25 protein-coding genes and 1 pseudogene are annotated in these 23816 nt (G+C 65.3%); 15 read left to right on the plus strand and 11 right to left on the minus strand.

Annotated elements, in window-relative coordinates; genetic code table 11:
* The first annotated feature begins 3 nt into the window (after positions 1-3).
* The gene (locus tag ACQ858_RS21505) at positions 4-1134 is read left to right on the plus strand and encodes an ABC transporter permease (protein WP_431274553.1); all 1131 of its coding nucleotides are present in this window, start codon (positions 4-6) and stop codon (positions 1132-1134) included.
* 23 nt (positions 1135-1157) lie between these two features.
* Positions 1158-2681, plus strand: coding sequence for an efflux transporter outer membrane subunit (locus ACQ858_RS21510; protein ID WP_431274554.1), 1524 nt, complete (start codon positions 1158-1160; stop codon positions 2679-2681).
* A gap of 30 nt (positions 2682-2711) precedes the next feature.
* On the opposite strand, the gene ACQ858_RS21515 is transcribed toward ACQ858_RS21510, so the two are convergent.
* Entirely contained in the window at positions 2712-5732 is a 3021-nt protein-coding gene (locus ACQ858_RS21515; RefSeq protein ID WP_431274555.1) for an RNA-directed DNA polymerase, read from the minus strand.
* 527 nt (positions 5733-6259) lie between these two features.
* Here ACQ858_RS21515 and ACQ858_RS21520 point away from each other — a divergent pair.
* The 6 genes from ACQ858_RS21520 to ACQ858_RS21545 all read left to right on the plus strand — a co-directional run bounded on the left by ACQ858_RS21520 (position 6260) and on the right by ACQ858_RS21545 (position 9387).
* Positions 6260-6448, plus strand: a complete 189-nt coding sequence (locus ACQ858_RS21520) for a hypothetical protein (RefSeq protein WP_431274556.1) — start codon at positions 6260-6262, stop codon at positions 6446-6448.
* 163 nt (positions 6449-6611) lie between these two features.
* Positions 6612-7010 (plus strand): nuclear transport factor 2 family protein, encoded by a 399-nt coding sequence (locus ACQ858_RS21525; RefSeq protein ID WP_431274557.1) that lies wholly within the window; start codon positions 6612-6614, stop codon positions 7008-7010.
* Between the two features lie 184 nt (positions 7011-7194).
* Positions 7195-7494, plus strand: a complete 300-nt coding sequence (locus ACQ858_RS21530) for a hypothetical protein (protein WP_431274558.1) — start codon at positions 7195-7197, stop codon at positions 7492-7494.
* Between the two features lie 174 nt (positions 7495-7668).
* Entirely contained in the window at positions 7669-8127 is a 459-nt protein-coding gene (locus tag ACQ858_RS21535; protein WP_431274559.1) for a helix-turn-helix domain-containing protein, read from the plus strand.
* A 4-nt stretch (positions 8128-8131) separates the two neighbouring features.
* Positions 8132-8707, plus strand: coding sequence for a PIN domain-containing protein (locus ACQ858_RS21540; RefSeq protein WP_431274560.1), 576 nt, complete (start codon positions 8132-8134; stop codon positions 8705-8707).
* Positions 8708-8784: 77 nt separating this feature from the next.
* A complete protein-coding gene (locus ACQ858_RS21545) occupies positions 8785-9387 on the plus strand; it encodes a hypothetical protein (protein ID WP_431274561.1) in 603 nt (200 codons plus the stop codon).
* Positions 9388-9403: 16 nt separating this feature from the next.
* On the opposite strand, the gene ACQ858_RS21550 is transcribed toward ACQ858_RS21545, so the two are convergent.
* On the minus strand, positions 9404-9787 hold the full coding sequence (locus ACQ858_RS21550; RefSeq protein ID WP_431274562.1) for a hypothetical protein: 384 nt from the start codon (positions 9785-9787) through the stop codon (positions 9404-9406).
* A 53-nt stretch (positions 9788-9840) separates the two neighbouring features.
* Between ACQ858_RS21550 and ACQ858_RS21555 the strand changes: the two genes are divergently transcribed.
* Together ACQ858_RS21555 and ACQ858_RS21560 are read left to right on the plus strand one after the other, a co-directional pair.
* On the plus strand, positions 9841-10725 hold the full coding sequence (locus tag ACQ858_RS21555; RefSeq protein ID WP_431274563.1) for a hypothetical protein: 885 nt from the start codon (positions 9841-9843) through the stop codon (positions 10723-10725).
* Between the two features lie 36 nt (positions 10726-10761).
* Positions 10762-11067 carry a hypothetical protein gene (locus ACQ858_RS21560; protein WP_431274564.1) on the plus strand — a complete coding sequence of 102 codons (306 nt, stop codon included), beginning with the start codon at positions 10762-10764 and terminating at the stop codon, positions 11065-11067.
* Between the two features lie 15 nt (positions 11068-11082).
* Here the strand turns inward: ACQ858_RS21560 and ACQ858_RS21565 are convergent, their stop codons facing one another.
* The gene (locus ACQ858_RS21565) at positions 11083-12324 is read right to left on the minus strand and encodes a CynX/NimT family MFS transporter (RefSeq protein WP_431274565.1); all 1242 of its coding nucleotides are present in this window, start codon (positions 12322-12324) and stop codon (positions 11083-11085) included.
* Positions 12325-12382: 58 nt separating this feature from the next.
* On the minus strand, positions 12383-13021 hold the full coding sequence (locus ACQ858_RS21570) for a hypothetical protein (protein WP_431274566.1): 639 nt from the start codon (positions 13019-13021) through the stop codon (positions 12383-12385).
* Between the two features lie 158 nt (positions 13022-13179).
* On the opposite strand from ACQ858_RS21570, the gene ACQ858_RS21575 reads away from it, so the two are divergent.
* Positions 13180-13461, plus strand: coding sequence for a hypothetical protein (locus ACQ858_RS21575; RefSeq protein ID WP_431274567.1), 282 nt, complete (start codon positions 13180-13182; stop codon positions 13459-13461).
* Positions 13462-13468: 7 nt separating this feature from the next.
* Here the strand turns inward: ACQ858_RS21575 and ACQ858_RS21580 are convergent, their stop codons facing one another.
* Entirely contained in the window at positions 13469-15019 is a 1551-nt protein-coding gene (locus ACQ858_RS21580; RefSeq protein ID WP_431274568.1) for an MFS transporter, read from the minus strand.
* Positions 15016-15522: a MerR family transcriptional regulator gene (locus ACQ858_RS21585; RefSeq protein WP_431274569.1), complete on the minus strand. Its 507-nt coding sequence runs from the start codon at positions 15520-15522 to the stop codon at positions 15016-15018. The genes ACQ858_RS21580 and ACQ858_RS21585 overlap by 4 nt, the downstream gene beginning before the upstream one ends.
* A 114-nt stretch (positions 15523-15636) precedes the next feature.
* On the opposite strand from ACQ858_RS21585, the gene ACQ858_RS21590 reads away from it, so the two are divergent.
* The gene (locus ACQ858_RS21590) at positions 15637-16038 is read left to right on the plus strand and encodes a phage holin family protein (protein WP_431274570.1); all 402 of its coding nucleotides are present in this window, start codon (positions 15637-15639) and stop codon (positions 16036-16038) included.
* A gap of 18 nt (positions 16039-16056) precedes the next feature.
* On the opposite strand, the pseudogene ACQ858_RS21595 reads toward ACQ858_RS21590, so the two are convergent.
* Together ACQ858_RS21595 and ACQ858_RS21600 are read right to left on the minus strand one after the other, a co-directional pair.
* A pseudogene (locus ACQ858_RS21595) lies at positions 16057-16491 on the minus strand (YbaY family lipoprotein).
* Complete coding sequence (locus tag ACQ858_RS21600) at positions 16488-18632, minus strand: acetoacetate--CoA ligase (protein ID WP_431274571.1); 2145 nt, start codon at positions 18630-18632, stop codon at positions 16488-16490. Before ACQ858_RS21600 ends, ACQ858_RS21595 begins: the two are co-directional and overlap by 4 nt.
* 186 nt (positions 18633-18818) lie before the next feature.
* Here ACQ858_RS21600 and ACQ858_RS21605 point away from each other — a divergent pair, with 186 nt between their 5' ends.
* Positions 18819-19478: a peroxiredoxin gene (locus tag ACQ858_RS21605; RefSeq protein WP_431274572.1), complete on the plus strand. Its 660-nt coding sequence runs from the start codon at positions 18819-18821 to the stop codon at positions 19476-19478.
* Positions 19478-20518, plus strand: a complete 1041-nt coding sequence (locus ACQ858_RS21610) for an MBL fold metallo-hydrolase (protein ID WP_431274573.1) — start codon at positions 19478-19480, stop codon at positions 20516-20518. Before ACQ858_RS21605 ends, ACQ858_RS21610 begins: the two co-directional genes overlap by 1 nt.
* Positions 20519-20548: 30 nt before the next feature.
* On the opposite strand, the gene ACQ858_RS21615 is transcribed toward ACQ858_RS21610, so the two are convergent.
* Positions 20549-20962, minus strand: coding sequence for a DUF1801 domain-containing protein (locus ACQ858_RS21615; protein ID WP_431274574.1), 414 nt, complete (start codon positions 20960-20962; stop codon positions 20549-20551).
* Between the two features lie 115 nt (positions 20963-21077).
* Here ACQ858_RS21615 and ACQ858_RS21620 point away from each other — a divergent pair, with 115 nt between their 5' ends.
* Positions 21078-21893, plus strand: coding sequence for a class I SAM-dependent methyltransferase (locus ACQ858_RS21620; protein ID WP_431274575.1), 816 nt, complete (start codon positions 21078-21080; stop codon positions 21891-21893).
* 15 nt (positions 21894-21908) lie between these two features.
* Here ACQ858_RS21620 and ACQ858_RS21625 read toward each other — a convergent pair whose 3' ends face one another.
* Positions 21909-22352: a MaoC family dehydratase gene (locus ACQ858_RS21625; protein ID WP_431274576.1), complete on the minus strand. Its 444-nt coding sequence runs from the start codon at positions 22350-22352 to the stop codon at positions 21909-21911.
* Positions 22353-22487: 135 nt separating this feature from the next.
* Positions 22488-23768, minus strand: a complete 1281-nt coding sequence (gene boxA, locus ACQ858_RS21630; protein ID WP_431274577.1) for a benzoyl-CoA 2,3-epoxidase subunit BoxA — start codon at positions 23766-23768, stop codon at positions 22488-22490.
* Positions 23769-23816 lie beyond the last annotated feature (48 nt).

Genomic DNA, 23816 nt, shown 5'->3' on the forward strand with positions numbered 1-23816 from the left:
AGCATGAACGGTTCATTCATCGACTTCCTGCGGCGCGTGGCGCACCTGTGCCGCAAGGAGCTGCTCGCGATTCTCAAGGACCCGTCGAGCCGCGTGATCCTCGTCGTGCCGGCCCTGATGCAAAGCCTGCTCTTCGGCTACGCGGCCACCTACGACCTGACGCACGTCGACTACGCGCTGCTCGACCAGAGCCGCAGCGGCGCATCGACCGCGCTCATCGCCAAACTCGACGGCACCGGCGTCTTCAAGCGCGCCGCCACGCTCACCTCGCCCGAGCAGATCGGGCCGCTGGTCAGCCGGCAGGACGCGCTGGTCGTCATCCAGATCGGGCCCGAGTTCGAGCGCCAGCTCAACGCGGGCGAGGATGCGCCCATCCAGGTGATCATCGACGCGCGCAACTCGAATACAGCAGGCTCCGCCTCGGGCTTCGTCGCCTCGGTGGTCAACGCCTTCAACGACCAGTGGCGACAGCAGCACGGCGGCCTGCAGGCGCCGGTGCGCATCGAATCGCGCGCCTGGTTCAACCCCAACCTGGAGACGCGCTGGAACTTCATGCCCGGCATGATCGCCGCGCTCAGCATGATCCAGACCCTGCTGCTCACCGCACTCTCGGTGGCGAGAGAACGCGAGCAAGGCACCTTCGACCAGTTGCTCGTCACGCCGCTTTCGCCCACCGAGATCATGATCGGCAAGGCGCTGCCGCCGGTCTTCATCGGGCTGGTGCAATCCACCATCGTGCTGCTCATCACGCTGCTGTGGTTCAGGGTGCCGATGGCCGGCTCGCTCATCACGCTCTACGTCGGGCTCTCGGCCTTCACCATCGCGAGCGTGGGCATCGGCCTTTCGATCTCGGCGGTGTCGGCCAACATGCAGCAGGCGATGCTCTACACCTTCGTTCTCATCATGCCGATGATGCTGCTGTCGGGCCTCACCACGCCGGTGAGCAACATGCCCGAAGCGCTGCAGATCGCCACGTTCGCCAACCCGCTGCGCTTCGCGATCGACCTCGTGCAGCGCGTGTACCTCGAAGGGGTCGGACTGCTGACCGTCTGGCACAACCTCATTCCGCTTTTCATCATCGCGGCCGTCACGCTGCCGCTCGCCGCATGGCTCTTCAGACATCGGCTCGTCTGAAACCGCACACCGAAGGGCACGCCATGAAGAACTCCGAACGCTTCCACACCACCGCCGTCGCCGGTGTTGCCGCACTGATCGCGGCCGCGATGCTCGCAGGCTGCGCGGTCGGCCCCGACTTCAAGCCGCAGGCCACCGAAGCCCCGGCCGACTTCACGGCATGGCACGGCGGATCGCCCGAGCTGGCCGATGCGCAGCGCACCGCGCCCGCGGCGAGTGCCGCGCCGCAGGGCTGGCGCATGTTCAACGACCCGGTGCTCGATGCGCTGCAGGCCCGTGCGCTCGAAGCCAACCACGACTTGCAGACCGCTGCGCTGCGCTTCGCGCAAAGCCGCGCGCAACGCGGCATCGTTGAATCGCAGAAAGGCATCCAGGTCAACGCCAGTGCGGGCGTCTCGCGGCTGCGGCTGAGCGAGAGTGGCGAGACCTCGCGCCTGATCGGCGCCATCAACCCGGCCAACAGCGCGCAACTGCTCCAGATCCTGAGCGAGCCGCACAACTTCTACCAGGCCGGCTTCGACGCCTCGTGGGAGCTCGACCTGTGGGGCCGCGTGCGCCGTGCCGTCGAATCCGCCGATGCCGGCATGGCCGCATCGCAAGCCATGCTGGCGCAGGTGCAGCTCAGCGTGCAGGCCGAAGTCGCGCGGCACTACTTCGAGCTGCGCGCGGTGCAACGCCAGATCCAGCTCGCGCGCGAGGACATCGCGGCATCCGAGGAAACGCTGGCGCTCGTCAAGGCCCGCGCCGACGGCGGACTCACCACCGACCTCGACGTCGCGCGCCAGAACGCGCAAGCCGCCGACCTGCGCGCGCGCCTGCCGCAACTGCTCACGCAGGAAGCGCAGGCCACCAACCAGATCACCCTGCTGCTCGGCGAACGGCCCGGCGCGCTGCAATCGCAACTCGCGCCGCTGCAAGGCGACGCGGCGACGGTGGCCGCACTGCCCGACCTCTCGCTCGGCGTGCCGTCGGACATGGCGCTGCGTCGGCCCGACATCCAGATGGCGCAGGCCCAACTGCATGCCGCCACCGCCAACATCGGCGTTGCCGTGGCCGACCTGTACCCGCGCGTCACCATCGGCGCGAAGTTCGGCCTCGAATCCGTCAACGGCGACAGCTTTACCGACTGGGGCAGCCGCACCTGGTCCATCGGGCCGAGCCTGCAACTGCCCCTCTTCGACAACGGCCGCCGCCGCGCCACCGTGGAACTGCGCGAACTGCAACAGCAGGAAGCCGCCGTGGCCTACCAGCAGACCGTGCTGAAGGCATGGCACGAGATCGACGACGCGCTGAGCGCGTACACCGCTGAGCGCCGCCGCAACGCGCAACTGGCGGTGAAGGAACGCAGCAGCCGCGACGCGCTGCAACTTGCGCGCGTGCGGTATGAGCATGGGTTGACGGACTTTCTGGTGCAGCTCGATGCGGAGCGGACGTGGCTGCAGGCGCAGAGGGATTACACGGAGAGCTCGAGTCGGTTGGCGTTGGGGTTGGTTGCCGTGTCCAAGGCGTTGGGTGGAAGTACCGAAATACCGGGCTCCTCAGGTTGAACGGGAGCAAATTGAAGCTACCACCGCCCGTCACGACTTACGCTTCGGCTTGCGCCACGCCGCTTGAACATAGCCAATCGGCGTTGGCTTGAACAAAGATTTTTTCGGACGCCTTCGCTGCTCCAGCCTCAATCGTTGATAGTCAACTCCACCAAGAACGTAATAGTCGGCGATACCTCCCTTTACTTGAACGACATCCCTTTCGTAGTCGTTATTTGCGGGAGATCGAATCCGGCTATCGCCAAATCGACGGTTATTTGCCTGAACGACGAAGGCATGCATGTCAGTGGCAGTCGCTTCAACCAATGCTGAAAATGTCTTCGTATCTGGGTTCCATTCCAGCGCAAACAATGCATCAACTTTACCCCTCAGATGATGCCGATGAGTTATGTTCGTTAAATCGCTACAAACAAGAGATGAAAAATAAAACCCCTTATGACCATAGACCACCGGTCGAGCCATAAGGCCGGTTGGCTTAAAAAACACCCCGTCCTTTCGGAGCGTCTTTTTAAGCAAAACCCGCTCTCCATGGGCAGGCTCAAATTTTGGCTGAAGGACAACGATATTGCTCGCATACCCTGGCCATCTCGTGGTCAACGAGACGAGGCAATCGTTCCGAAGTTTTCGCGTCATCCTATCTCGGGTGTATTCAACACCGGCGAGAAATGAAACGCCGTTATCTGCCAACTTTCGAGCCGCACGAAGCGCCCAGCGCAGTGGAACGCTAAGCTCCGGTAGGACGATATAGTCGGGCCGCTTAGGCTCCTTCAAAATTCGATTCATCAGTTCATTAAACGCCATGTAACGATTAAGCGAACGATCATGTCTATTTGATGCGGCCAGCTCCCACTGTTTATCTGTCGTCTCCACGCTTGTCACCGCGATTCGAAGTTCATTTTTGGCTTTTCCAGGGGCCAGAAACATCGAAATGGAATCGTCATCTTGCCCTGACAAAAAACCTAGAGAAGACTTCGAAGCCACGCCCGCACCTCGAAGAAGCTTGATTGCATCTTTAAGCTTCTCCTGATCGTGAAGCACCGTAGGTTCTACTAACGCGATTTCATCGACCCTTAGCGGCCGTGTTGAAAATGCCAACGCCGGCCAATGTGGCACATGCAAGTTCGTGGCCGTCTTTCTGAAACGACGCAATCCCCCTAAGCGGAGTTGCCTGCGAACGGAAATTTCTCGAGGAATTCGAGGCCCCTTTTCATCGACGTGTTGATCAATAAACCAATAGTCCTTGTAGGGTCGCCTTCCCCAATCAGCAAGCAACACTTGCTTGACAAGACTTTGCAGCGATGAAACAGATGATGGAACAGATAGGCGTGGACTTAACCTCTTTAATCGCCGGATAACCCCCAAATAACCTGCATCCAAGGTCAATTTTCTGGCGGTACCTGCTTTCAATCCTGCCTCCAGAAGAGCGGAGGCATACTGTTCAAGGCATAAATTAAAATCTTCTTTCTGAAACTTTAACGTCGTAGTCTCACCAAGAAGCTTCGCCACGTCAATTAGATCGTCAGCGAGATCTTTGGCGTCCTTAATATCGCCACACGCAAGCATCAAGCCAAACACGCGCGGAATGTAGCTAAAGAAATCAAAAAAACCGACAGGCGTAAGGACATGGCGTTGGACCAGACCATAAAATTCCTTCCTGACGTCTCTCCATGATGTTGGTCGCAAGTCTGCCGCATACGTCTCAATATCGCTGAGCAATAAGGAGAAGCCGAGGCGTCGCACCGAAACCGCATCCGCTTTGCGAAGAGCATCCACTTGAAGTGATGCATCAGGTGTCGCAAGGAGTGCCCTAGACGCCATGTCAATCCCCGACACAGGGACTTCAGGAAGAAGGCGATATTCGCTCGACTGCTCTCGAATCTGATTTCTAATGTGACGGACCAAATCTGACCCGTGCTCGGAAGCCAACGCGAATATTTTTTGCTTTTTCCCGGCAAAAATTAATTCAGAATCTCTTGCGTACGGCAGATTTAATTTTAGCGAATGAGATTCCTCTGCATTTCTCTTGAGGATGAGATATGGTGACAGTTCGATCGCCAAGCGAGTTGTGACGGAGTCCGCATCAAAGTCTCCTTCTCGTGCACGGAGCACAAGAAACAAATCATCGACATACCTTCCATAAAACAACGGATTTGATCGCACAACGATCTCTCGATCAAACTGAGCGAGTAGGACGTTCGCAATTATTTTGGAGGAAGAAAGGCCAACAGGTATCGCGCCCTCGGGACGAGTCAGGCTATCAGGGGTTGACGCATACCAAGTTTCAATAGCCTGCAAGAGTTCGCGGGTGAACTCACGTTCTTCACTTCTCAAGGTAAGACCTATTGCCTCGAGAAATGAGGATCGAAGCAAAAACTTTGGCGACACGCGATGATAGAAGCGCTCAATGTCCATGGTGATCGCCAAAATGCTTTCACCTTTTGACAATGCCGTCTCCATAGTTGCAAGCCCGCCCTCCCTCCATTGTCGATACGCTGAAAAATACGGAGCAAACAATCCGGGAGTTGTTAAATTGAGCCCGTTTGCGCTAACGCGCACATCGCGAGCCGCCGCGCCGGAACGGCGAAGACGATTTCCAAAGGACGTTCGTTGATCTAGGGCGGCATCAAAAAGATGGCCCACATGCAATATCCACAACGCCGAGACTATTTGAAAATCGATAGTTGGTCGAATGACAAGCCGCAGCGATGCCTGAGCAGGGCTTTTCTTCTCCGAATATCGCCTTGCCCAATCCTGTCTTGGATCAAGGGCTCTAAAATGGCCGCTTCCTTTCGAATCCCAAACTGAGCAATCGACAGATTTGGGAAGATAGGCGAAATCCCCAATAAATGAAAGATCCTGAAACCAGTTCTGACTGACATTGAGCAGTCTCTGTTGCAATATTTTTAGATTCTTGTCCAGATTCTGCTCGTATTTTGTGAACCTAAGAGCATGGAAATGAGTGTTTTCGTAAAACGCCTCAGCTTTTGCTTTCCGGTATGCGAGGTACAAATTGCTCAGACTGAAAAAGGTTTCAATTTGATTTCTTTTCATTTTTGGCGTTGGCAACTTAGTGATTGACGGTCAGAATTTTTGACCGTCGATTTCAGACACATATTCTGCGCGCCAGCAACCTCAGCTGTACATGCGCAGTGTTAGTGGAATCCCCAGAAGAGTTGGTTTAGCGCGTGTGTTTGGCAAAACCTCCGCCGTCCCGCTCGCTATACTCCTCCTCGTCGTGCCAAACAAAGGCGTGACCGGGTTTGACAGCCTGAAGCAGTTCTGCGACGCAAGCCGCAGTTTTCCCGCAGTGGATCTGCGGCTTCGTCGTTCGTGCCTCCTTTTTGGCGGCTCGGACGGGGAGCCGCGAGGCTCGCCGGTTCTCGCAAGAGCTGCCCGGTCTGTCAACCCGTTCGAGTCGCCGCCATCGTTTGACAGCGAGGGCGGCGGTTTTAGTAAATCCGCAGCTCTTGGAGGCCATTGATGGTCCACCCTACCTTCGCGCCCGCGCGCCCCCAACCGATCCCCCCGCCCGCAACGACTCGCCCAGCGAGCCCAAGCCCGACCCCTTCGAACTCACGATGCAAGCCATCCGCGAGATCAAGGCAGCGCGGGCGGCCTATCACGTCGTCGCGTGCATCCAAGGCATTGACGATGCGTCCAAAGCGCGCGAGCTGATGCTGCTCACCGACGCCGAGTTCAAGCAGCGCGTCGAACGCGCCATCGCGGCGCTCAAGTCGATGCGATCGCCGGAGAGCATGCGGCACTAGCCGCCGCGACCGGGCTTTTACGCCCAAGAGCCGGTCGGCGACCGGCTCGCGATCAGAGCACTGAGCACCGGGTGCAAATTGGGGCCGCCCGGCCAGCGACAGGTTGAATTGAAGCAACCCCTGACTAGACTTCAATGTCCGCCGTCAGCATGGAGGACGCCAAATGAGCACCCCATCCGAAGTTGTCCAGCAGGCCTACGCTGCTTTCGGACGCCGCGACATCCCGGGAATCCTGGCCTTGCTCACCGACGATGTGGAGTGGCGGTTCCACGCCAGCCCCAGCACCGGCATTCCGTATGGAGGCAAGTTCACCGGCAAGAAGGAGGTAGAGGCCTGGTTCGTCATGCTGGCGCAGAACGACGACATCCAGCAGTTCGAGCCGCGTGAATTCCTGGCAGGGCCGGACCATGTGACGGTGCTCGGCTGGGAGCGCGTGAGGCCACTGCCGAACGGGACGCCGTTCGACGGCGAGTGGGTCCATGTGTTCACGTTGAAGGGCGGCAAGATCAGCCGCTGGATCGGCACCGCGGATACGGCTGCCCGCCAAGCTGCCGCGAAGTAAGCCTGGCAGCACGCGGCACCAGCCGCCGCAGCCGGGCTGTCACACCCATGAGCCGGTCGCCGGCCGGCTCGCCGATTTCCAATCAGGCTTTCCCCAAGCCCCGCTCCGCGCGCAAGGCGCAGAGTGCCTCCCGGCACATCCCGTGCCGGAGTCCGCCGCTCCCTTCGGCGGGAGGAGATCCCGGATGATTACCTTCTTCCGCTCCGCCGGCATCGCGCCCGGCAAGAACGCGAGCATGCTCGCCTTCTCGAAAGAAATCGTCGCCCATATCAAGGCCACCTATGGGTTCGACGTCGAGGTGCTGGTGCCGGTGGGCGGCAATCCCCAGCGCATCGGGTGGACTTCGCGGCACAAGGACCTGGCGACCTATGACGAGATCAGCCAGCGCATGTTCGCCGACCAGAAGTTCTGGGAGATCGCCAACAAGTACGTGGACAGCTTCGCGCCCGGGTCGGTCCACGACGAGATCTGGCGCTCGCTCTGACTGCTCGAGCCGCCCCTCCTGTGCGGCGGAATGAAAGCCACCAGCCGCTGCCTGCATGGCGATTCGTTTATTGCTTTCGTTGCGTTTATTGCGTTTAAGGTAGGATTCCCACGATGTCCCCACGGGGGTATTCGGAAACCCCGACCCCACAATCGCAACCGCAGGAAAGATTCCATGAGCCAGCAAATCCTGGAGCCCGCCACGCAGGCGGAGGCGGAGATGGCAGCAACCGCGCGCGCCCTGCTGATCGCCGCCCTCGACCACTCCAACGCGAAGCAACTGAACCTCACGATCGAGCAGGAAGGTCAAGATGCGCCAGTGCTGCATCTGCCGCCGCGGGCGCTGCGATTCTTCGCGGACGTGCTGCGGCAGATGGCGCTACGCCAGCCGATGCTGCTGATTCCGCAGAAGGCTCAGATGACCACGCAGGAGGCCGCGGCCTTTCTCAATGTGTCGCGCCCTTTCGTCATCAAGGAGATCGACGCTGGGCGGCTGAAATGCCACATGGTCAACACCCATCGGCGCATCGATTTCGAGGAATTGGTGCGCTACCAGGAAGAGCAGCGGGCGCGCAGCGAGGCGGCGATGCGTCGCATGCACGAGATCGACTCGCAGCTTGGCGAGGAGCCCTAAGCGGATGGCCGGGGCGTCACGCTATACCGCGCTGCTGGACGCGAATGTCTTGTTCGCCAAGTTGCAATGCGACGCACTGCTGAGCCTGGCGCATGCGGGCCTGTATGCGGCGAAGTGGAGCGCTGATATCGAGCGCGAATGGCTCGCTGCGAGAGCGGTAAAGTTCCCAAACAGTGATCAGGCAAACCGTGACAAGGCACGCGCTATGTGCGAGGCCATCCCGGACTGCATGGTGGTGGGCTACGAGGTCTTCGTGGAGAGCCTCCAGTTGCCGGACCCGAACGACCGCCATGTGCTTGCTGCAGCGATCGTTGGGCATGCAGACGCCATCGTCACCAACAACCTGAACGACTTTCCGGTCGAGGTGCTCGGCAAGCACTGCATCGATCTCCAGACGCCGGACCAGTTCATCGTCAACCAGCTGACACTGCACCCGGCCCAGGCCTTGGGCGCTTTGCGCCAGATGCGGAAGCGCTGGAACAACCCGGCGCATACGGCGCAGACCATGGCGCAACTGTTCGAGTTGCGCGGGATGCCTCTCACTTCGCTGCACCTGCTCGATCGGCTGGACGCGCTGTGAAGCTCCCCGAGTGACAGCCGCCCCCCACCGCACGAGAATCCTTCGTCGCCCATCGGCATCGCGAGGAAGGTTCCTTCATGGCTGACGAAGAGAAGTCCAAGTCCTGGTGGCAGACCTTGCCGGGGCTCATCGCCACGCTGACGGCGGCCACGACGGCTTTCGCGGGGCTGCTGGTGGCGCTCAAGCAGGTGGGCTGGATCGGGTCGCCGCAGCCGCCTGCGGCGCCCGCGCCTCAGCAACAGCGGTCATCGTCGGCGCCCTCGCCGGCTTCGGCCGCACCGGTCGTGGCGGCTGCGCCGGCTTCGCCATCACCCGCCGCGGCGAGCCATCCGGTGGCCTTGCCCGAGTTGCGCGAGTACAAGCTCGACACCGCCACGTTCACGCTGCTGTCGGCCACGCTGTCGCCGCAGACGGCGGAGAAGGATGCGTTGCGTATCCAGATCCGCATGATGAACAACAACGCCTACGACGCGAATTTCTGGGATCGGTCGTTTCGCCTGACGCTCGATGGCGTGCCGATGGCGCCGGAGAGCGATCTCAACGAGCTGGTGCCGGCCCGCTCGGCCAAGGAGGGTGCGGTGCTGTTCGCGCTCCCGCGCGGCACGGCGAGCGTGAAGCTGGAGATCAGCTATGGCAACGAGCAGACGGTGATTCCGCTGGCGCTTGCCGCACCGCGATAGTCAGTCGGCGGCAGCACTACAGGCGCCGCCATTCATCCACGCAGTGCGCGGCGAGCGCCGTGACCCAGAACGGCTCGTTCGGGTCGAAGGCGATGCCGAACCGGGGCGAGACGAGGAAGCCGGCTCTTTCGAAGCAGTCTTCGTCCTCGGCATGGATGAAGAACGCGAGCGCATCGAACCCGATGGACCGGCGGCCGACGATGACGATGGCGGCCTGCATGGTGATTTCTTCGAGCCGGCCGCAGTCCTGAAAGCGGTAGATGACCGATCCGTAGTCGAGCTCGTTCAGGCCGACATCGTTGCGGCCGGCCTTGAGGGGCGTGCCGTGCAGGCGCTGCACGTCCTCTTTCGAGGCGGTGAACGGCAGGTCGTTGACGCGGGTGAAGGGGTCGAGGTGCATGAGCCGTGGGTTTGCTCCCAGAATAGCGGGTCGAGCGAACTCGGAGAGCCTCCATGAACGAATCTCCCGACTGCGCGGCCACTGTGCCGCAGAACGAGCGTCGCGAACTGCTGCAGCGCATGTGCGCCGTGGTCGCGGCCGGCATGGCATCCGGCGGTGCCACGATCGCGGGCTGCGGCGGGGGCAGCAGCGGCGGCGGGGTGGCGTTTGTCGCCACCTCGGGCACTGGGGTGACCCCGCCTTCTTCATCGGCTTCTCCGCCACCCGCGTCGACTTCACCGCCGGGATCAGGGGCGCCGGCGCTCGGCGCGCACGGGCTGAATTTCAACCGCATGAACACGTCGGCCGCGGCGCTGTCGGTCTCGGGCCTGTCGACGCGCGCGAGCGGAAGCAGCCTGCTGGTCTGCGTCGGCCGGGGCAATCAGGCGGCTGCGGCGACGCCGACGGACAACGCGGGCAATGCCTTCGTCCAGCGCGATTCGGCGCACGCGTACACGCTCTACCCCCGCTCGGGAACGGCGCTGTTCGCCTGCGAGAAGGCGCGCGGGGTGGCGGGTCACACGGTCACGGTGGCAAAGCCGGACCCGCTCGACGAGGTGACGCTGACGGTGGTCGAGGTCACCGGCGGCGGGCTGGTGCGCGACGTGAAGTGGCGCGAGGTGCTGTCGGGCCAGCCGCTGACGAGCGCCAGCGTGACCACCACGGGCCCCGCGCTGCTGGTGGCGTGGTGGTGGGGCGATGCGGGTGTCGATGGGGACAAGACGGCGGTGCCCGACAGCGGATTCACGGTGATCGATTCGGTGCTGGCGGCCGGCGCGCTGGTGCAGTGCGCGGTGGCGGTGAAGCAGGTCGCCGCTGCCGGCACCTACAACCTGACGTGGACGTCGACGCCACTGCAGGGTGCGCAGCTCTGGCTGGCGGCGGTGCAGGCGGGGTGACCCGGCTGCCGCTCCGACTTGAGGTAGCTTCGCCGCATGACCCTGGATTTTCTCGACTTCGACTACAGCGAAGACACCGAAGGCATTGGCGTGTTCGACGCCATGGCGACCGTTCGACCGGAGCAGCTCGCCGCGGTGCATGCCGAGGTGGAACAGGTGCTCGCCTGGGCGCAGGACGCCTTCGCCGGCCGGCGCGGCCCGGTGGAAGACGGCAGCGAGTGGGACTACGACCTGCAGGAAACGCAGGAGGCCGACACGCCCCGGCGCACGGTCACGCTGTCGATGAGCGGCACGCCGGCGTTCTGCGCGGCGTTCCGCGAGGCCTTCGATCTCCCGGCCTGAGCCGGCTTCGCGTTTTCAGGCGTGGCGGGCTTGCAGCACCGTCATCCGCCGCCCCGCGCCCCAGCCGCACCAGGCCATGCCGACGCCGAGGACGACCATCAGCGCGGCGGAACTCTCGAAGCCGCCGGTCCAGCCGCGCAGGAGTCCCGCGACGAGCGGGCCGGCGGAGGCCAGCACGTAGCCGCAGCCCTGGGCCATGGCCGACAGTTGCGCGGTGACGCTGGCGTCGGGCGAGCGCATGACGATCAGCGCCAGTGCCAGCGCGAACGCCCCGCCCTGCCCCAGGCCGAGCAGCACGGTCCACAGCCAGACGCTGTCGAGCGGCGCGAAGAGGAAGGCCAGCAGCGAGACGAGGATGAGCACCGTGAGCCCGAGCGCCAGCCCGCGCTGGTCGCGGCACCGCGCGGCGATCGAGGGTGTGACGAGGCAGGTGCCGAGTTGCACGAGGATGGAGACGGCCAGCACGTAGCCAGCGGTCTGGCTGTCGAGGCCGCGCTCGCGCAGGATTGGCGAGAGCCATCCCATGACGATGTAGGCGAGCGAGGACTGCAGGCCCATGAAGCCGGTGACCTGCCACGCGAGCGGGTCGCGCCAGAGGCTGCCGACGTGGGCGCTCGGCGCGGTCGCTCGCGGGCGCGCGGCGAGCGCCTGCGGCGCCCACAGCAGCACGACGAAGCCGGCGGGCAGCGCCCAGAAGGCGAGCGCGGCGGTCCACGCGCCGTCCAAGAGGTGGTTCAGCGGCACGGTGAAGGCGGCGGCGCTCGATGCACCGGCGCAGACGGCGAGGGTGTAGAAGCCGGTCATCATCGCCGCGCGGCTCGAAAAGTCGCGCTTGACGAGGCCGGGCAGCAGCACGTTGCCGACCGCGATGCCCGCGCCGGCCAGCGCCGACGAGACGAAGAGCACCGGGAGGTTGCCGGTGCCGCGCAGCAGCGTGCCGATGCAGATCAGGACAAGCGCCCCGAGCAGCGTGCGCTCGGGCCCGAAGCGCCGCGCCAGCGCCGGTGCCGGCGCCGCGAAGATGCCGAGGCACAGCAGCGGCAGCGTGGTGAGCAGGCTCGCGCCGGAGGCGCCGAGGCCGGTGTCCTTCATGACCTCGGGCAGCAGGACCGACAGGCTGCCGAACACCGGGCGCAGGTTGAAGGCGATGAGGATCAGGCTCAGGCCGAGCAGCACCTGGCGGGCAGGCGTCTGTGCGGGAGCGACGGCGGAGTGGGCGTCCGCGCGAGTGCCGGACGCCCGGGCTGTGGATGGCATTTGTCTTGGTTGTTGTCGGATGGAGGCGAAGCGCACGGCACTGTAGCCGGTCGGGCGCTCAGGCCGCCTCCAGCTCCCGAAAGCACGCAAGCACTGCGGTGGTACCGGACGCCCCGGCGGCGCCGTAGCGCCAGTCCGGCGCCTCGTAGTCCATATGGGCGCAGATGTCGTCCCACGACTGCGCGAGCGCGGCCCATTCGGCCACGCCGGGTTCGGACACGCGCTCGGCCAGCACCGCGAGCGCCTGCCGCAGCGACGGCACCTGTTCGATCAGCAGACGGCAGCGCCGGAAGGCGCCGGCATCGCGCGGAAAGTCGCGCAGCGTACCGCGGTAGTGGCGTGGACGCACACCGGTCAGCAGCAGGAAGAGCGCGAGGCAGGCCGGTCCATGCTCGCCCGCCGCCAGCCAGCGCAGCGCGTCGGGGTCGAGCCGCAGCGCGGCGCGGCCGAGTTGGGCGCGCACGCGCTCGACGGCCGCCGGGGTTTCGCGCCGGCGCAGGCGCGCGAGCGCGCCGGGCAGGCCGATGACGGCGGTCGCGCCCAGCATGCGGGCGGTGCCGGCGTGGAGCACTTCGTCGTCGCTCGCCTGCCGCACCAGCGCGAGGAATTCCGGCAGCGGCATATGGCCGTAGACGACCCTGCACCCTTCGCGCATGAGGATCCGGTAGCTCGCGTCGCTGGCGGCAGTCGTGGTCACTCCGTTCTATCGGCAGGAACGAAGCCGGAAAACAGGGTGTCGTGCGAAGTTCTTCGGCACCGGATCACGGTTTTCGGTGATGGCGCAGCGCGGCGAGTGTTTGTATCTTCGTGGGTTGCCCTGACGGGCCCCCCAAGAAGAAGCGACCTGGAAGTGACATGCAGCCCGAAGTCGAGATCAGCAAACTCGGAGAGAAGAACTTTGTCGCCTCTGTCGGCATCGGCGACGGAACGCAGCGCTACGCGCGCGAGGGCCTGCAGTCGATCGCCCATTGCCTGCGCGATGCGGCGGCGGCGCTTGGCACCGAGTTCCGCTTCGCGACCGTGAGCTACGAGCGCACCCGGCTCGGCAGCTATCCCGTGGCGGTGATGGCGCACCGCGCGCACGACGTGGCGGAAGAGCTCTTGCTGAAGCTCGCGAAACTCCGCGTACCCGCCTGAGCCGGATCTAGTCCAGCACCTTCTGCGACGCGGCGTAGATCGCGGCGACGATGGCGATCACCGCCATCACCTGGAACCCGTCGAGCGAGGCCATGAAGGTGGCTTGCTGCTCGAGCATGCGCGAGAGCGATGCCAATGCCATCGCATGCGCCTCGCTCGCCGCATGGCCGGCGGCCTGGAAGCCGCGCGTGAGCATGTCGAGCGACTGCACGAAGGTGGCGTTGCCGAGGTTGGCCGATTCGCCAAGGCGCGTCTCGTGCAGCGCGACACGGTGCTGCTGCAGCGCGATGACGCTCGCGGTCGCGAAGGAGATCGCGAGCTGCCGCAGCAGGTTCTTGAGGCGGTAGCTGTGCGCGAAGTCCTCGCCCTTGAAGGCGCGGAAGGTGACGCCGGCCACCGGCAGCATGACGAAGAGCATCATCAGCCCGCGCAGCAGCAGCGGCACCACGAGTTGCGCGCGCCCGGCCTGCGGCGACATACGGGCCAGCCAGAAGCCCGCCACGGCGGCGATGACGAAGCCCGGCACCACGAGCCAGCGCTTGCGCGTGACGCGCGACGAGAACTTCGTGTAGACGAACATCATCAGCCCGCCCGCGAGCGACATCACGCCGGTGAAGTAGCCGGTGTCGCCGACGGTGAAGCCCAGGCCGCCTTCCATCATGCGCGGCAGCAGGTAGCTGAAGCCGGTGGAGAGGCAGTAATAGACGACGTAGAGCGCGAGCCCGACCTGGAAGCTCGCCACCCGAAGCCCCTGAAGCCGCACCAGCGGCGCGGGATGCTGCCACTGGTGGTAGCCGAACCAGCCGAGCCCCGCGATGCCCGCGACCGCGAGGCCGATGAGCGTTGGCGAGCCCGAGAAGAGCTCGAAGTGCGCGCGCGTGAGCACGAGCTGCAGCGCGGCCTGCGCAAGGGCGAAGACGATGTAGGCCACGTAGTGCGGCTCGGTGCGCTGGTGCGGTGCGACGTCGCCGATGTCGGGCAGCGTCCACAACGCCAGCGCGCCGGTGAGCACCGCGACCGGCGCGGTGCAGAAGAACAGCGAGCGCCATTCGAAATGCGTGACCAGCCACGCGCCGATGACGGGCGCGAGTGCGCCGCTGAAGATGATGAGCGCCATGAAGGCCCGCAACGACTTCGCGCGCCGCTGCAGCGGGATGCCGATCTGGATCAGGATGCGGCACGCGCCGAGCATCGGCCCGACGAAGTAGCCCTGGAAGCCGCGCGCCAGCATGAGCTGCATCGAGGTGTCGCTGAGCGCCGCGAAGATGCCGCCGGCCGCGAAGGCGAACATGGAGATCGCGAGATAGCGCCGGTAGCCGATGCGCTCCACCCACGCGTGCTGCAGGAGGATGCCGAGCACCGCGCCGAGCGCATACGCGCTGGAAGCCCAGACCAGCTCGTCGGCCGAGGCGCTCACGCCGCCCGCGATGTAGCTCGCGAAGAAGGCGAACAGCGCGTTGTCGAAATAGTCGATGCCGGTGACGACGCCGATCACCCACGGCGCCAGCGCCGCGACGGCGATGCCGCGCTGCGGCAATGCGGAAAGCGGCGTGCTCATGAGGGCATGGACTTGCGCAGCTCGGCCTTGCGTGCAGGCATTTCGCGCTTGCGCTCCTCGAGGATCGCCTCGACCGATTCACCGTTGAGCCGGCGTTCCACGTAGTCGAGGTCGCGGCGCAACTGCGCCTGCATGGCGGCCGCCTCCTTGAGTTCGCGCCTGACCTGCGCGACACGGTTGTCCAGCGTTTCGAGCTGCGCGGTGAGCGTGGTCTTCAGCGTCTTGAGCGACTGGCTGGAAAGCCGTGGCCGGCCGCCGTCGGCCGGCGCCTCGAACGGCTGCTGGAGCATGGCGGTGATCGCCGTGAGCGAAAAGCCCAGCGAGCGCATGCGCAGCACACGCGCGAGCTTCTCGAGGTCGGCGGGTTCGTAGAGGCGGTAGCGCCCTTCGCTGCGACCGGGTACCACGAGACCGAGTTCCTCGTAGTACTTGAGGGTGCGCGGCGTCACGCCCAGCCGGTCGGCGGCTTCGCGGACGGTGATGGAGCCCTTCGCGTCGGTCATGCCTCGATCTTACCAGAACGTGTACGTTCACGTACATGTTTGAATCGGGAGCGCCCGGTTCCCGGGGCTGCGCCGATATGATCGGCCGGTCATCCCAACGCCGAAAAGACCGACATGCCCGACTACCTCCCTTCGTTCTTCATCACCTGGGCGATCACCGCACTGTCGCTGTGGGTGGCCAGCTACCTCTTCAAGGGAATCCAGTTCGAAGGCGCGGGCTCGATCATCATCGCGGCGCTGCTGCTGGGCTTCGCGAACGCGATCGTGCGGCCGCTGCTGATCATCCTCACGCTGCCGCTGACCGTGCTGACCTTCGGGCTCTTCCTGCTGGTGATCAACGCGCTGATGATCCTGCTGGTCTCCGCGCTGGTGCGCGGCTTCAAGGTGTCGGGCTTCTGGACGGCGCTGTTCGCGAGCATCTTCATCTCGATCCTGAGCTTCTTCATCAGCGCCACGATCGACGGCGGTTCGCCGGAAACGCGCATCCAGATGCCTGCGGACGGCAAGTGGCTGTAGAGCCCTGCCGAGACGGATTCAGCGATCGACCCGCGTGAGCATCAGGCTCGCGGTGTTGCCTTCGCGGTAGGTGAGCACCGGGTACGCCCGGTCGGTGATGAAAAGCAGCTGCCCGTCCTTGTCGAGGATGCGCGCAGAGACGTTGTAGCGCATGCGCGGATCGATGCGCGCCGGGTCCACGCTGAGCTCGAACGCGATGGGCACCTGCCTGCCTTAGGCGCGGATGCGCTGTTCGGCGAGCACGGCGGCGGGTGCGTCCATGCGCGAGACATCGAGCAGCTGCACCACGATCTCGGCGGCGGGATCGAGCGCGATCCGCTCGCGGTATGCGACGGTGCCGGCCACGCGCAGCGGCTCGGGCTGGGGCGGTGTCGATGGCGTCGTCGTGCAGGCCGCCAGCATCAGCAGGCTGGCAGCGGCAAGGATCGATTGGAGAGCGGCGCGCTTGTTCATGCGCCCCGATTCTGCGCCTGCGCCTGGGCATGCCGTGCCGCGAAGGCGACGTACCAGTCGAGGCAGCCGGGATTGGCCATCGCCTCACGGTTGACCACCCTCTCGATCGGCTGGCCAAGCAGGAGCTTCTTGATCGGCAGCTCCTGCTTCTTGCCGGAGAGCGTGCGCGGGATCTCGGCGACCTGCAGGATCTCGTTGGGCACGAAGCGCGGCGAGAGCGAGGTCTTGATCGCGTTCTCGATCTTTGCGCGCATCGCGTCGTCGAGCGTCACGTCCTGGCGCAGCACGACGAAAAGCGGCATGTAGCTTTCGCGGCCCAGGTATTCGAGATCGACCACCATCGAGTCGAGCACTTCGGGCAGCCCTTCGACCGCGCTGTAGATCTCGCTGGTGCCCATGCGCAGGCCCTGGCGGTTGATGGTGGCGTCGCTGCGGCCGTAGATGATGCAGCCGCCGTCCTCGCCGATCCGTATCCAGTCGCCGTGGCGCCAGACGCCGGGGTAGGTGTCGAAGTAGCTCGACAGATAACGCGCATTGCCTTCGTCGCCCCAGAAGTAGAGCGGCATCGACGGGATGGGCTTTGTGCAGACGAGTTCACCGACTTCGCCGATCACGGGCTTGCCATCCTCGTTCCATGCCTCGACCGCGGCGCCGAGGAAGCGGCATTGCATCTGGCCCGGCACTTCGGGCAATTCGCGATTGCCGCCGACGAAGGCGCCGCAGAAGTCGGTGCCCCCCGAAATGTTGTACCACCAGACTTGTTGCTCGCCCCCAGGCTGCGCGCACTGCGTGTCGCTTCGCCCACCCCCGACCGGGGGCGGGCCGGCCGCTTCGGGCGGCCGTGCGCGGCGGCCCTCCCCTTTAGAGGAAGCTGCGGCGCGCGCTGCCTGCAGTTGGGCCGTGCCCCAGCGCTGCACCTCCTCGGACAACGGCGAGCCGGTGCTGCCGAGCGCGCGCACGCGCGAAAGGTCGCCGCAGTCCTTCGCGACGAGCCCGGCCTTCATGCAGTTGGCGAAGTAGGCCGCGCCGGCGCCGAAGAAGGTGACCTTGTGCCGCGCGACGAAGCGCCAGAGCACGCCCCAGTCGGGCTTCTCGCGGCTGCCGGCGGGATTGCCGTCGTAGATGCAGATGGTCGCGCCGAAGACCAGCCCGGAGAGCTGCGAGTTCCACATGACCCAGCCGGTGGAGCTGTACCAGTGGTAGCGCTCGCCGAAGTTGTTGGCGCTGTAGCTGGGGCCGAGGTCATGGTGCAGCCCGCAGGCATACAGATTGAGCAGGATGCCGCCCTGCCCGTGCACGATGGGCTTGGGCAGGCCGGTGGTGCCGCTCGAATAGACGATCCAGATCGGATGGTCGAAGGGCAGCCACTCGGGCTCGAAGGCGGCGGTTTCGGCATCGTCCTGCGAGACGGCGTCCTTCCACTCCGCTTCGGCCTCGATGCGCGCGGCGGCGAAAGGCGTGCGCACCAGCAGGAGCTTCTGCACGCTGGGCAATGCGGCGCGCAGTTCCTGCACCACCGCACCGCGGTCGATCGGCTTGCCGCCGTAGTGGATGCCATCGACCGCGATCAGCACCTTGGGCTCGATCTGGCGAAAGCGGTCGACCACGGCCGCGGTGCCCATGTCGGGCGCGCACACGCTCCACACGGCGCCGATGCTCGAACAGGCGAGAAAGGCGACGAGCGTCTCGGGCACGTTGGGCATGTAGGCCGCCACGCGATCGCCGCGCCGCACGCCGAGTTCGCGAAGCTCGAGCGCCACGGAGGCCACCTGGCGCCGCAGTTCGGGCCACGAGATTTCACGCACCTCGCCGAGTTCGTTTTCGCTCACGACCGCCAGCATGCCGGCCGCGTGTGCCGCGTCGGCATGGCGGAAGACTTCGCGCGCGTAGTTGACCTGCGCACCCGGGAACCACCGCGTGCCGGGCATGTGCACGTCGCCGACGACGCTGCTGTGCGGCGTGGGCGACTGCATGCCGAAGAAGTCCCAGATGCTCTGCCAGAACGCGGGCAGGTCGGTGGTCGACCAGCGCCACAGCGCGTCGTACGAATCGAAGGACAGGCCGCGCTTGTCGCGGAGCCAATCCTGGTAGAGACGGATCTGGGGGATGAAGGGGGCGGGTGTCTTGGCGATCGTGTTCACCTTTGGAGCCTAGCGCGCGGGCGGCCTTCTCTTCAATGCGGGAAAGCGCAAAGGAGATGCGCCACGGCAGGGGTTGGGCGCCTTGCCTGCGTCATCGGAAAGTGGTGTACTTTTGGATTCCTCCGCACCGCTGCCGATGGGGCGCGGGGTGCCGGCATTCACCACCATCAACCTGAAGGAGCGGATATGTCACTGCGTATCAACGATGTCGCGCCCGATTTCACGGCCAACACCACACAGGGTCCGATCAAGTTCCACGACTGGATCGGCGACAAGTGGGCGATCCTCTTCTCGCATCCCAAGGACTTCACGCCGGTGTGCACCACCGAGCTGGGCTACATGGCCAAGATCGAGCCCGAGTTCACCAAGCGCAACGCGAAGCTGATCGGCCTGAGCGTCGATCCGGTGGACGCCCACGACAAGTGGGCCAAGGACATCGAGGAAACGCAGGGCTACCTGCCCAAGTACCCGATGATCGGAGACACCGACCTGAACGTCGCCAAGCTCTACAACATGCTGCCGGCCGAAGAGCCCGGCAGTGCCGAAGGCCGCACGGCGGCGACCAACGCCACCGTGCGCTCGGTCTTCATCATCGGCCCGGACAAGAGGATCAAGCTGATGCTCACCTACCCGATGACCACCGGCCGCAACTTCGACGAGATCCTGCGCGTGCTCGACTCGATGCAGCTCACCGCCGCGCACAAGGTCGCCACGCCGGTCAACTGGAAGCAGGGCGATGACGTGATCATCGCGGGCTCGGTTTCCGACGACGACGCGAAGAAGCTCTTCCCCGGCGGCTGGAAGGCCCCGAAGCCCTACCTGCGCGTGGTCAAGCAGCCCGGCTGATGCTCTTCGAGCAGATCGCCACCGGCGGCTGCCAGTCGTACCTGGTCGGGTGCGACCAGGGCTGCGTGGCCGCGCTGATCGATCCGGAGCTGAGCCAGATCGACCACTACATCGCGCTCACCGCGCGCGACGGGGTCCGCATCCGCTACCTGATCGACACGCACACGCATGCCGATCACTTCTCCGCGACGCGCGAGCTCGCGCGGCGGCTGGGCGTGCCGGTGGTGATGCACCGCGCCAGCCCCGCCCCGTTCGTCGACATGCGCATCGGCGACGGCGAGATGGTGGTGCTCGGCAAGCTCCGGCTGCAGGCGATCCACACGCCGGGGCACACCGCCGATTCGATGTGCCTGCTGGTGGAGGACAAGATCTTCACCGGCGACACATTGCTCATCGGCGCGACCGGCCGCACCGACCTGCCGAGCGGCGATCCCGAGCAGCTCTACGACAGCCTGTTCAACAAGGTGCTCAAGCTCGACCCCGCGCTCAAGGTCTACCCGGCGCACGACTACAAGGGCCGCAGCCACTCGACCATCGGCGACGAGATCGCGACCAACCCGCGCCTGCAGAAGCGCGACCGCGCCGAGTTCGTCGAAATGATGCGCAACCTGAACCTCACGATGCCCACGCACATCACCGAGGCGCTGCGCACGAACATGAGCGGCGGCAAGACGGTGGCGAGCCTGCTCGCCGAGGCGACCGCGGCGGTGCCGTTCATGTCGCTCGCCGAGCTGAAGTCGCGTGTGGAAACGCACGAAGACGATCTCATCGTGCTCGACGTGCGCGAGCGCGATGCGTACGAAGGGGGCCACATCCCCGGCGCGCGCCTGCTGCCGCGCGGGCAGCTCGAACTGCGCGTGAACCAGGACCTGCCGGACCCGACGCGCCGCATCCTCGCCTGCTGCGAGCTGGGCTACATCTCCACCCTCGCGGCCGCGACGCTGCGCTCGATGGGCTTTGTGCGCGCAGTGGCGCTCGACGGCGGCATGAAGGCGTGGCGCGAAGCGGGCTACCCGCTGAAGGCCGGCAAGGAACCCTGAGCGGCGCGAGAGCCGCTCGGCGCCTGGCTGCTACTTCGCCCGCTTCGGCTTCGCTTTCGCGGCGGTGTTGAGTGCCATTGCCGCACGGATGAGCGCCTTGAACGCGCCGGCATCGACCTTTTCGCCTTCGCGGATGTCGATCGCGCGGCGGACATTGCCGTCCAGGCTCGAATTGAAGAGCTTCGCCGGATCGTCCAGCGACGCGCCCTTGGCGAAGGTCAGCTTCACGACCGACTTGTACGACTCACCGGTGCAGATGATTCCGCCGTGCTCCCAGACCGGCGTCCCCATCCACTTCCAGGTTTCGACGACCTCCGGATCCGCCTCCCTGATGAGCTTGCGCATGTGGGCCAGGGTCTCGCCGCGCCAGTCGCCGAGCGCGGCGATCTTCTCGTCGATCAGCTGCGATGGTGGCGGGCCCTCGGTCGTTTCCGGCTTCTTCATGCGCGACTCCTCGCGGTGCAAAGCGGACTACTTTAGCCGGAGGGCCACGCGATTGACACGCCCTGGACGCCCGCGCACCATCGTGCGGCCCAGCCGCTCTCCAAGGGGGAACCGCATGACCGACGCCTTTCGCGATTTCGAGCACGCCGGCTGGACGGACCCGACGGTGTGCGCAAGCTACGACGATCTCCTCTCCGGGCTGACGACGCAATCGATCGCGCCGCTACTCGATGCTGCGCAGGTGGCCAGGGGGAGCGTGGTGCTCGACGCGGCCTGCGGCGCCGGCTATGCGGCCGGTGCGGCGCTCGCGCGCGGGGCCGAGGTCGTCGGGATCGATTTCTCGGCCGAGCAGGTGCGGCTCGCCGCGCGGCGCTATCCGGCTGCGAGCTTCGTCGAGGCCGATGCCGGTAGCCTGCCGTTCGAGGCCGAGCACTTCGATGCGATCGTGTCGAACTACGGGGTGCTGCACTTCCCCGAGCCGCCGCAGTTCTTCCGCGAAGCCTTCCGCGTGCTCAAGCCCGGCGGGTGGCTCGCGTTCACGGTGTGGGAGGTGCCGCAGCAGGCGCGGCTCTTCGGCGCGGTGCTGGAGGCGATCGCCACGCTCGGCTCGCTGGAGGTCGGCCTGCCGGCCGGGCCGGCCATGTTCCAGTTCGCGGACGCTTCGACGAGCGAGAAGGCGCTGGCCGAGGCCGGCTTTGCCGATTGCATGGTGACGCGCCTGCCGCAGAGCTGGCGCGCGGCCTCGGGCGAGCAGATCCTGCTCGCGGTGAAGACCGGCACGGTGCGCACGCGCGGCACGCTGCAGCGGCAACGCGCCGAGGTGCTCGACGCGATCGACGATGCGATCCTCGACGCGCTGGAACTCTGCAGAGCGGAAGGCGGCTACGAGGTGCCGATGCCCGCCGTGCTGGTCGCTGCGCGCAAACCCTGACGCCGCCGCGGGCGCTCAGCGTGCCTCGCCGAGCCTGAACAGACTGGTCGCTTCCAGATCGAGCACCGGCAGCTCGCGCTGGTTGAAGAGCTGCCAGCGCCAGCGCAGGATGCCGATGGTCGGGCGCTTTTCGGAACGGCGCACCTCGACCACCTCGGCGACGAGCCGCAGGCTGTCGCCGGGCCGCACCGGATGGGGCCACTTGAGGTACTGCAGCCCCGGCGACGCGAAGGATTCGGAACCCGCGAGCGCCGCATCGGCGACGAGGCGCATCGCGATCGCCGCCGTATGCCAGCCGCTCGCGATGAGGCCACCGAACGGCCCTTCGGCCGCGAGCGCCGCGTCGGTGTGGAACCACTGCGGGTCGTAGGCCTTCGCGAACTGGAGCAGCTCGGCCTCGGTCACGAGGTAAGGCCCGGCCTCTATGACCTGCCCCTCGTGGAACTCAGCGAAGATCAAGCTCGCCCCCAGGCTGCGCGCACTTCGTGTCGCTTCGCCAACCCCCTACCGGGGGCGCTGCCCCTGGCCCGGCAAAGCCGGTTCCACGGCAGCCCACCAATGGGGTACGCGAGCCTTGGGGCGGGCTTCATTTTTTCAGTACGTCTCGAGGTGAAAACGCCCTTCGCGCTTGAGGGCGGCGCCGATAGTGTCCCAGTCGAGCCCGGCTTCGGTCGCGACGTCGCGCAGCGCGAGCACCACGCCTTCTTCCATGCTCTTGAGGCCGCACACGTAGAAGTGGCTCTGGCCGTCCTTCAGCAGCTCGGCGAGGTCGGCCTTGCGGTCGCGCATCGCATCCTGCACGTAGCGCTTGGGCTGCCCCGGCGTGCGCGAGAACGCGAAATTGATGTCGATGAAGTCCTTGGGCAGCGTCTGCAGCGGGCCGAAGTAGGGCAGCTCCTGCTGCGTGCGCGCGCCGAAGAACAGCATCAGCTTGCCGCCTTCGAACTTGCCGCTCTTTCGCAGGCGCCGGCGCCACTCGGTCATCGCACGCATCGGTGCGCTGCCGGTGCCGGTGCAGATCATCACGATGTGCGACTTCGGATGGTTCGGCATCAGGAAGGAATTGCCGAAGGGCCCGATGACCTGCACCTTGTCGCCGACCTTGAGGTCGCACACGTAGTTGCTGCACACGCCGCGCACCGGGTTGCCCTGGTGGTCCTGCAGCACGCGCTTCACCGTGAGCGAGACGTTGTTGTAGCCGGGCCGCTCGCCGTTGCGCGGGCTCGCGATCGAGTACTGCCGCGCGAAATGCGGCTTGCCCTTGGCATCGACGCCGGGCGGGATGATCGCGATCGACTGGCCTTCGAGCACCGGGAACGGCATGCCGCCGAAATCGAGCACGATGTGGTGGGTCTCGTTCTCGTAGCCCGCTTCGGTGCAATTGAAGTTGCCGACCACCGTCGCGGTGGTCAGGGCCTTCGGCGGATAGAGGTTGGTGTACGCATGCGCGGCCGACCACGGCGGCATGGTCGCGCCGTACTGCGCGGAGTCGAAAGCCACTTCGCCGGGTGCGACGGCAGGCTGCGGCACTGCGGCTGCCGCCGCCTGCAGCTGCACTTCATCGGCCGCGCCGAGGCCTTCGGCCTCGAGCTGCTCGGGCGTGAGCTCGGCGGGCAGTTCGTCCCAGGTGAACTGCTCTTCGATCGAATAGGCGCGCGCGGCGGGCATGGTGCGCCAGTTGTCGATCGAACCGGTCGGGCACGGCGAGATGCAGGCCATGCAGCTGTTGCACACGTCGGCACGGACGACGTAGTTGCGATCGTCGTGCGTGATGGCGTTGACAGGACAGGTCGCCTCGCAGGTGTTGCAACGGATGCAGATTTCAGGATCGATCAGGTGCTGCCTGATCACCTTCACGTCAACGGCCATGTCCATCGTGGGTCTCCTTGTCTCGTCGCGGACGGGGTTCCCCGTCCGCGACCT

This window comes from Variovorax ureilyticus, from assembly GCF_050632185.1.
Classification (GTDB): Bacteria; Pseudomonadota; Gammaproteobacteria; order Burkholderiales; family Burkholderiaceae_C; genus Variovorax; species Variovorax ureilyticus_A.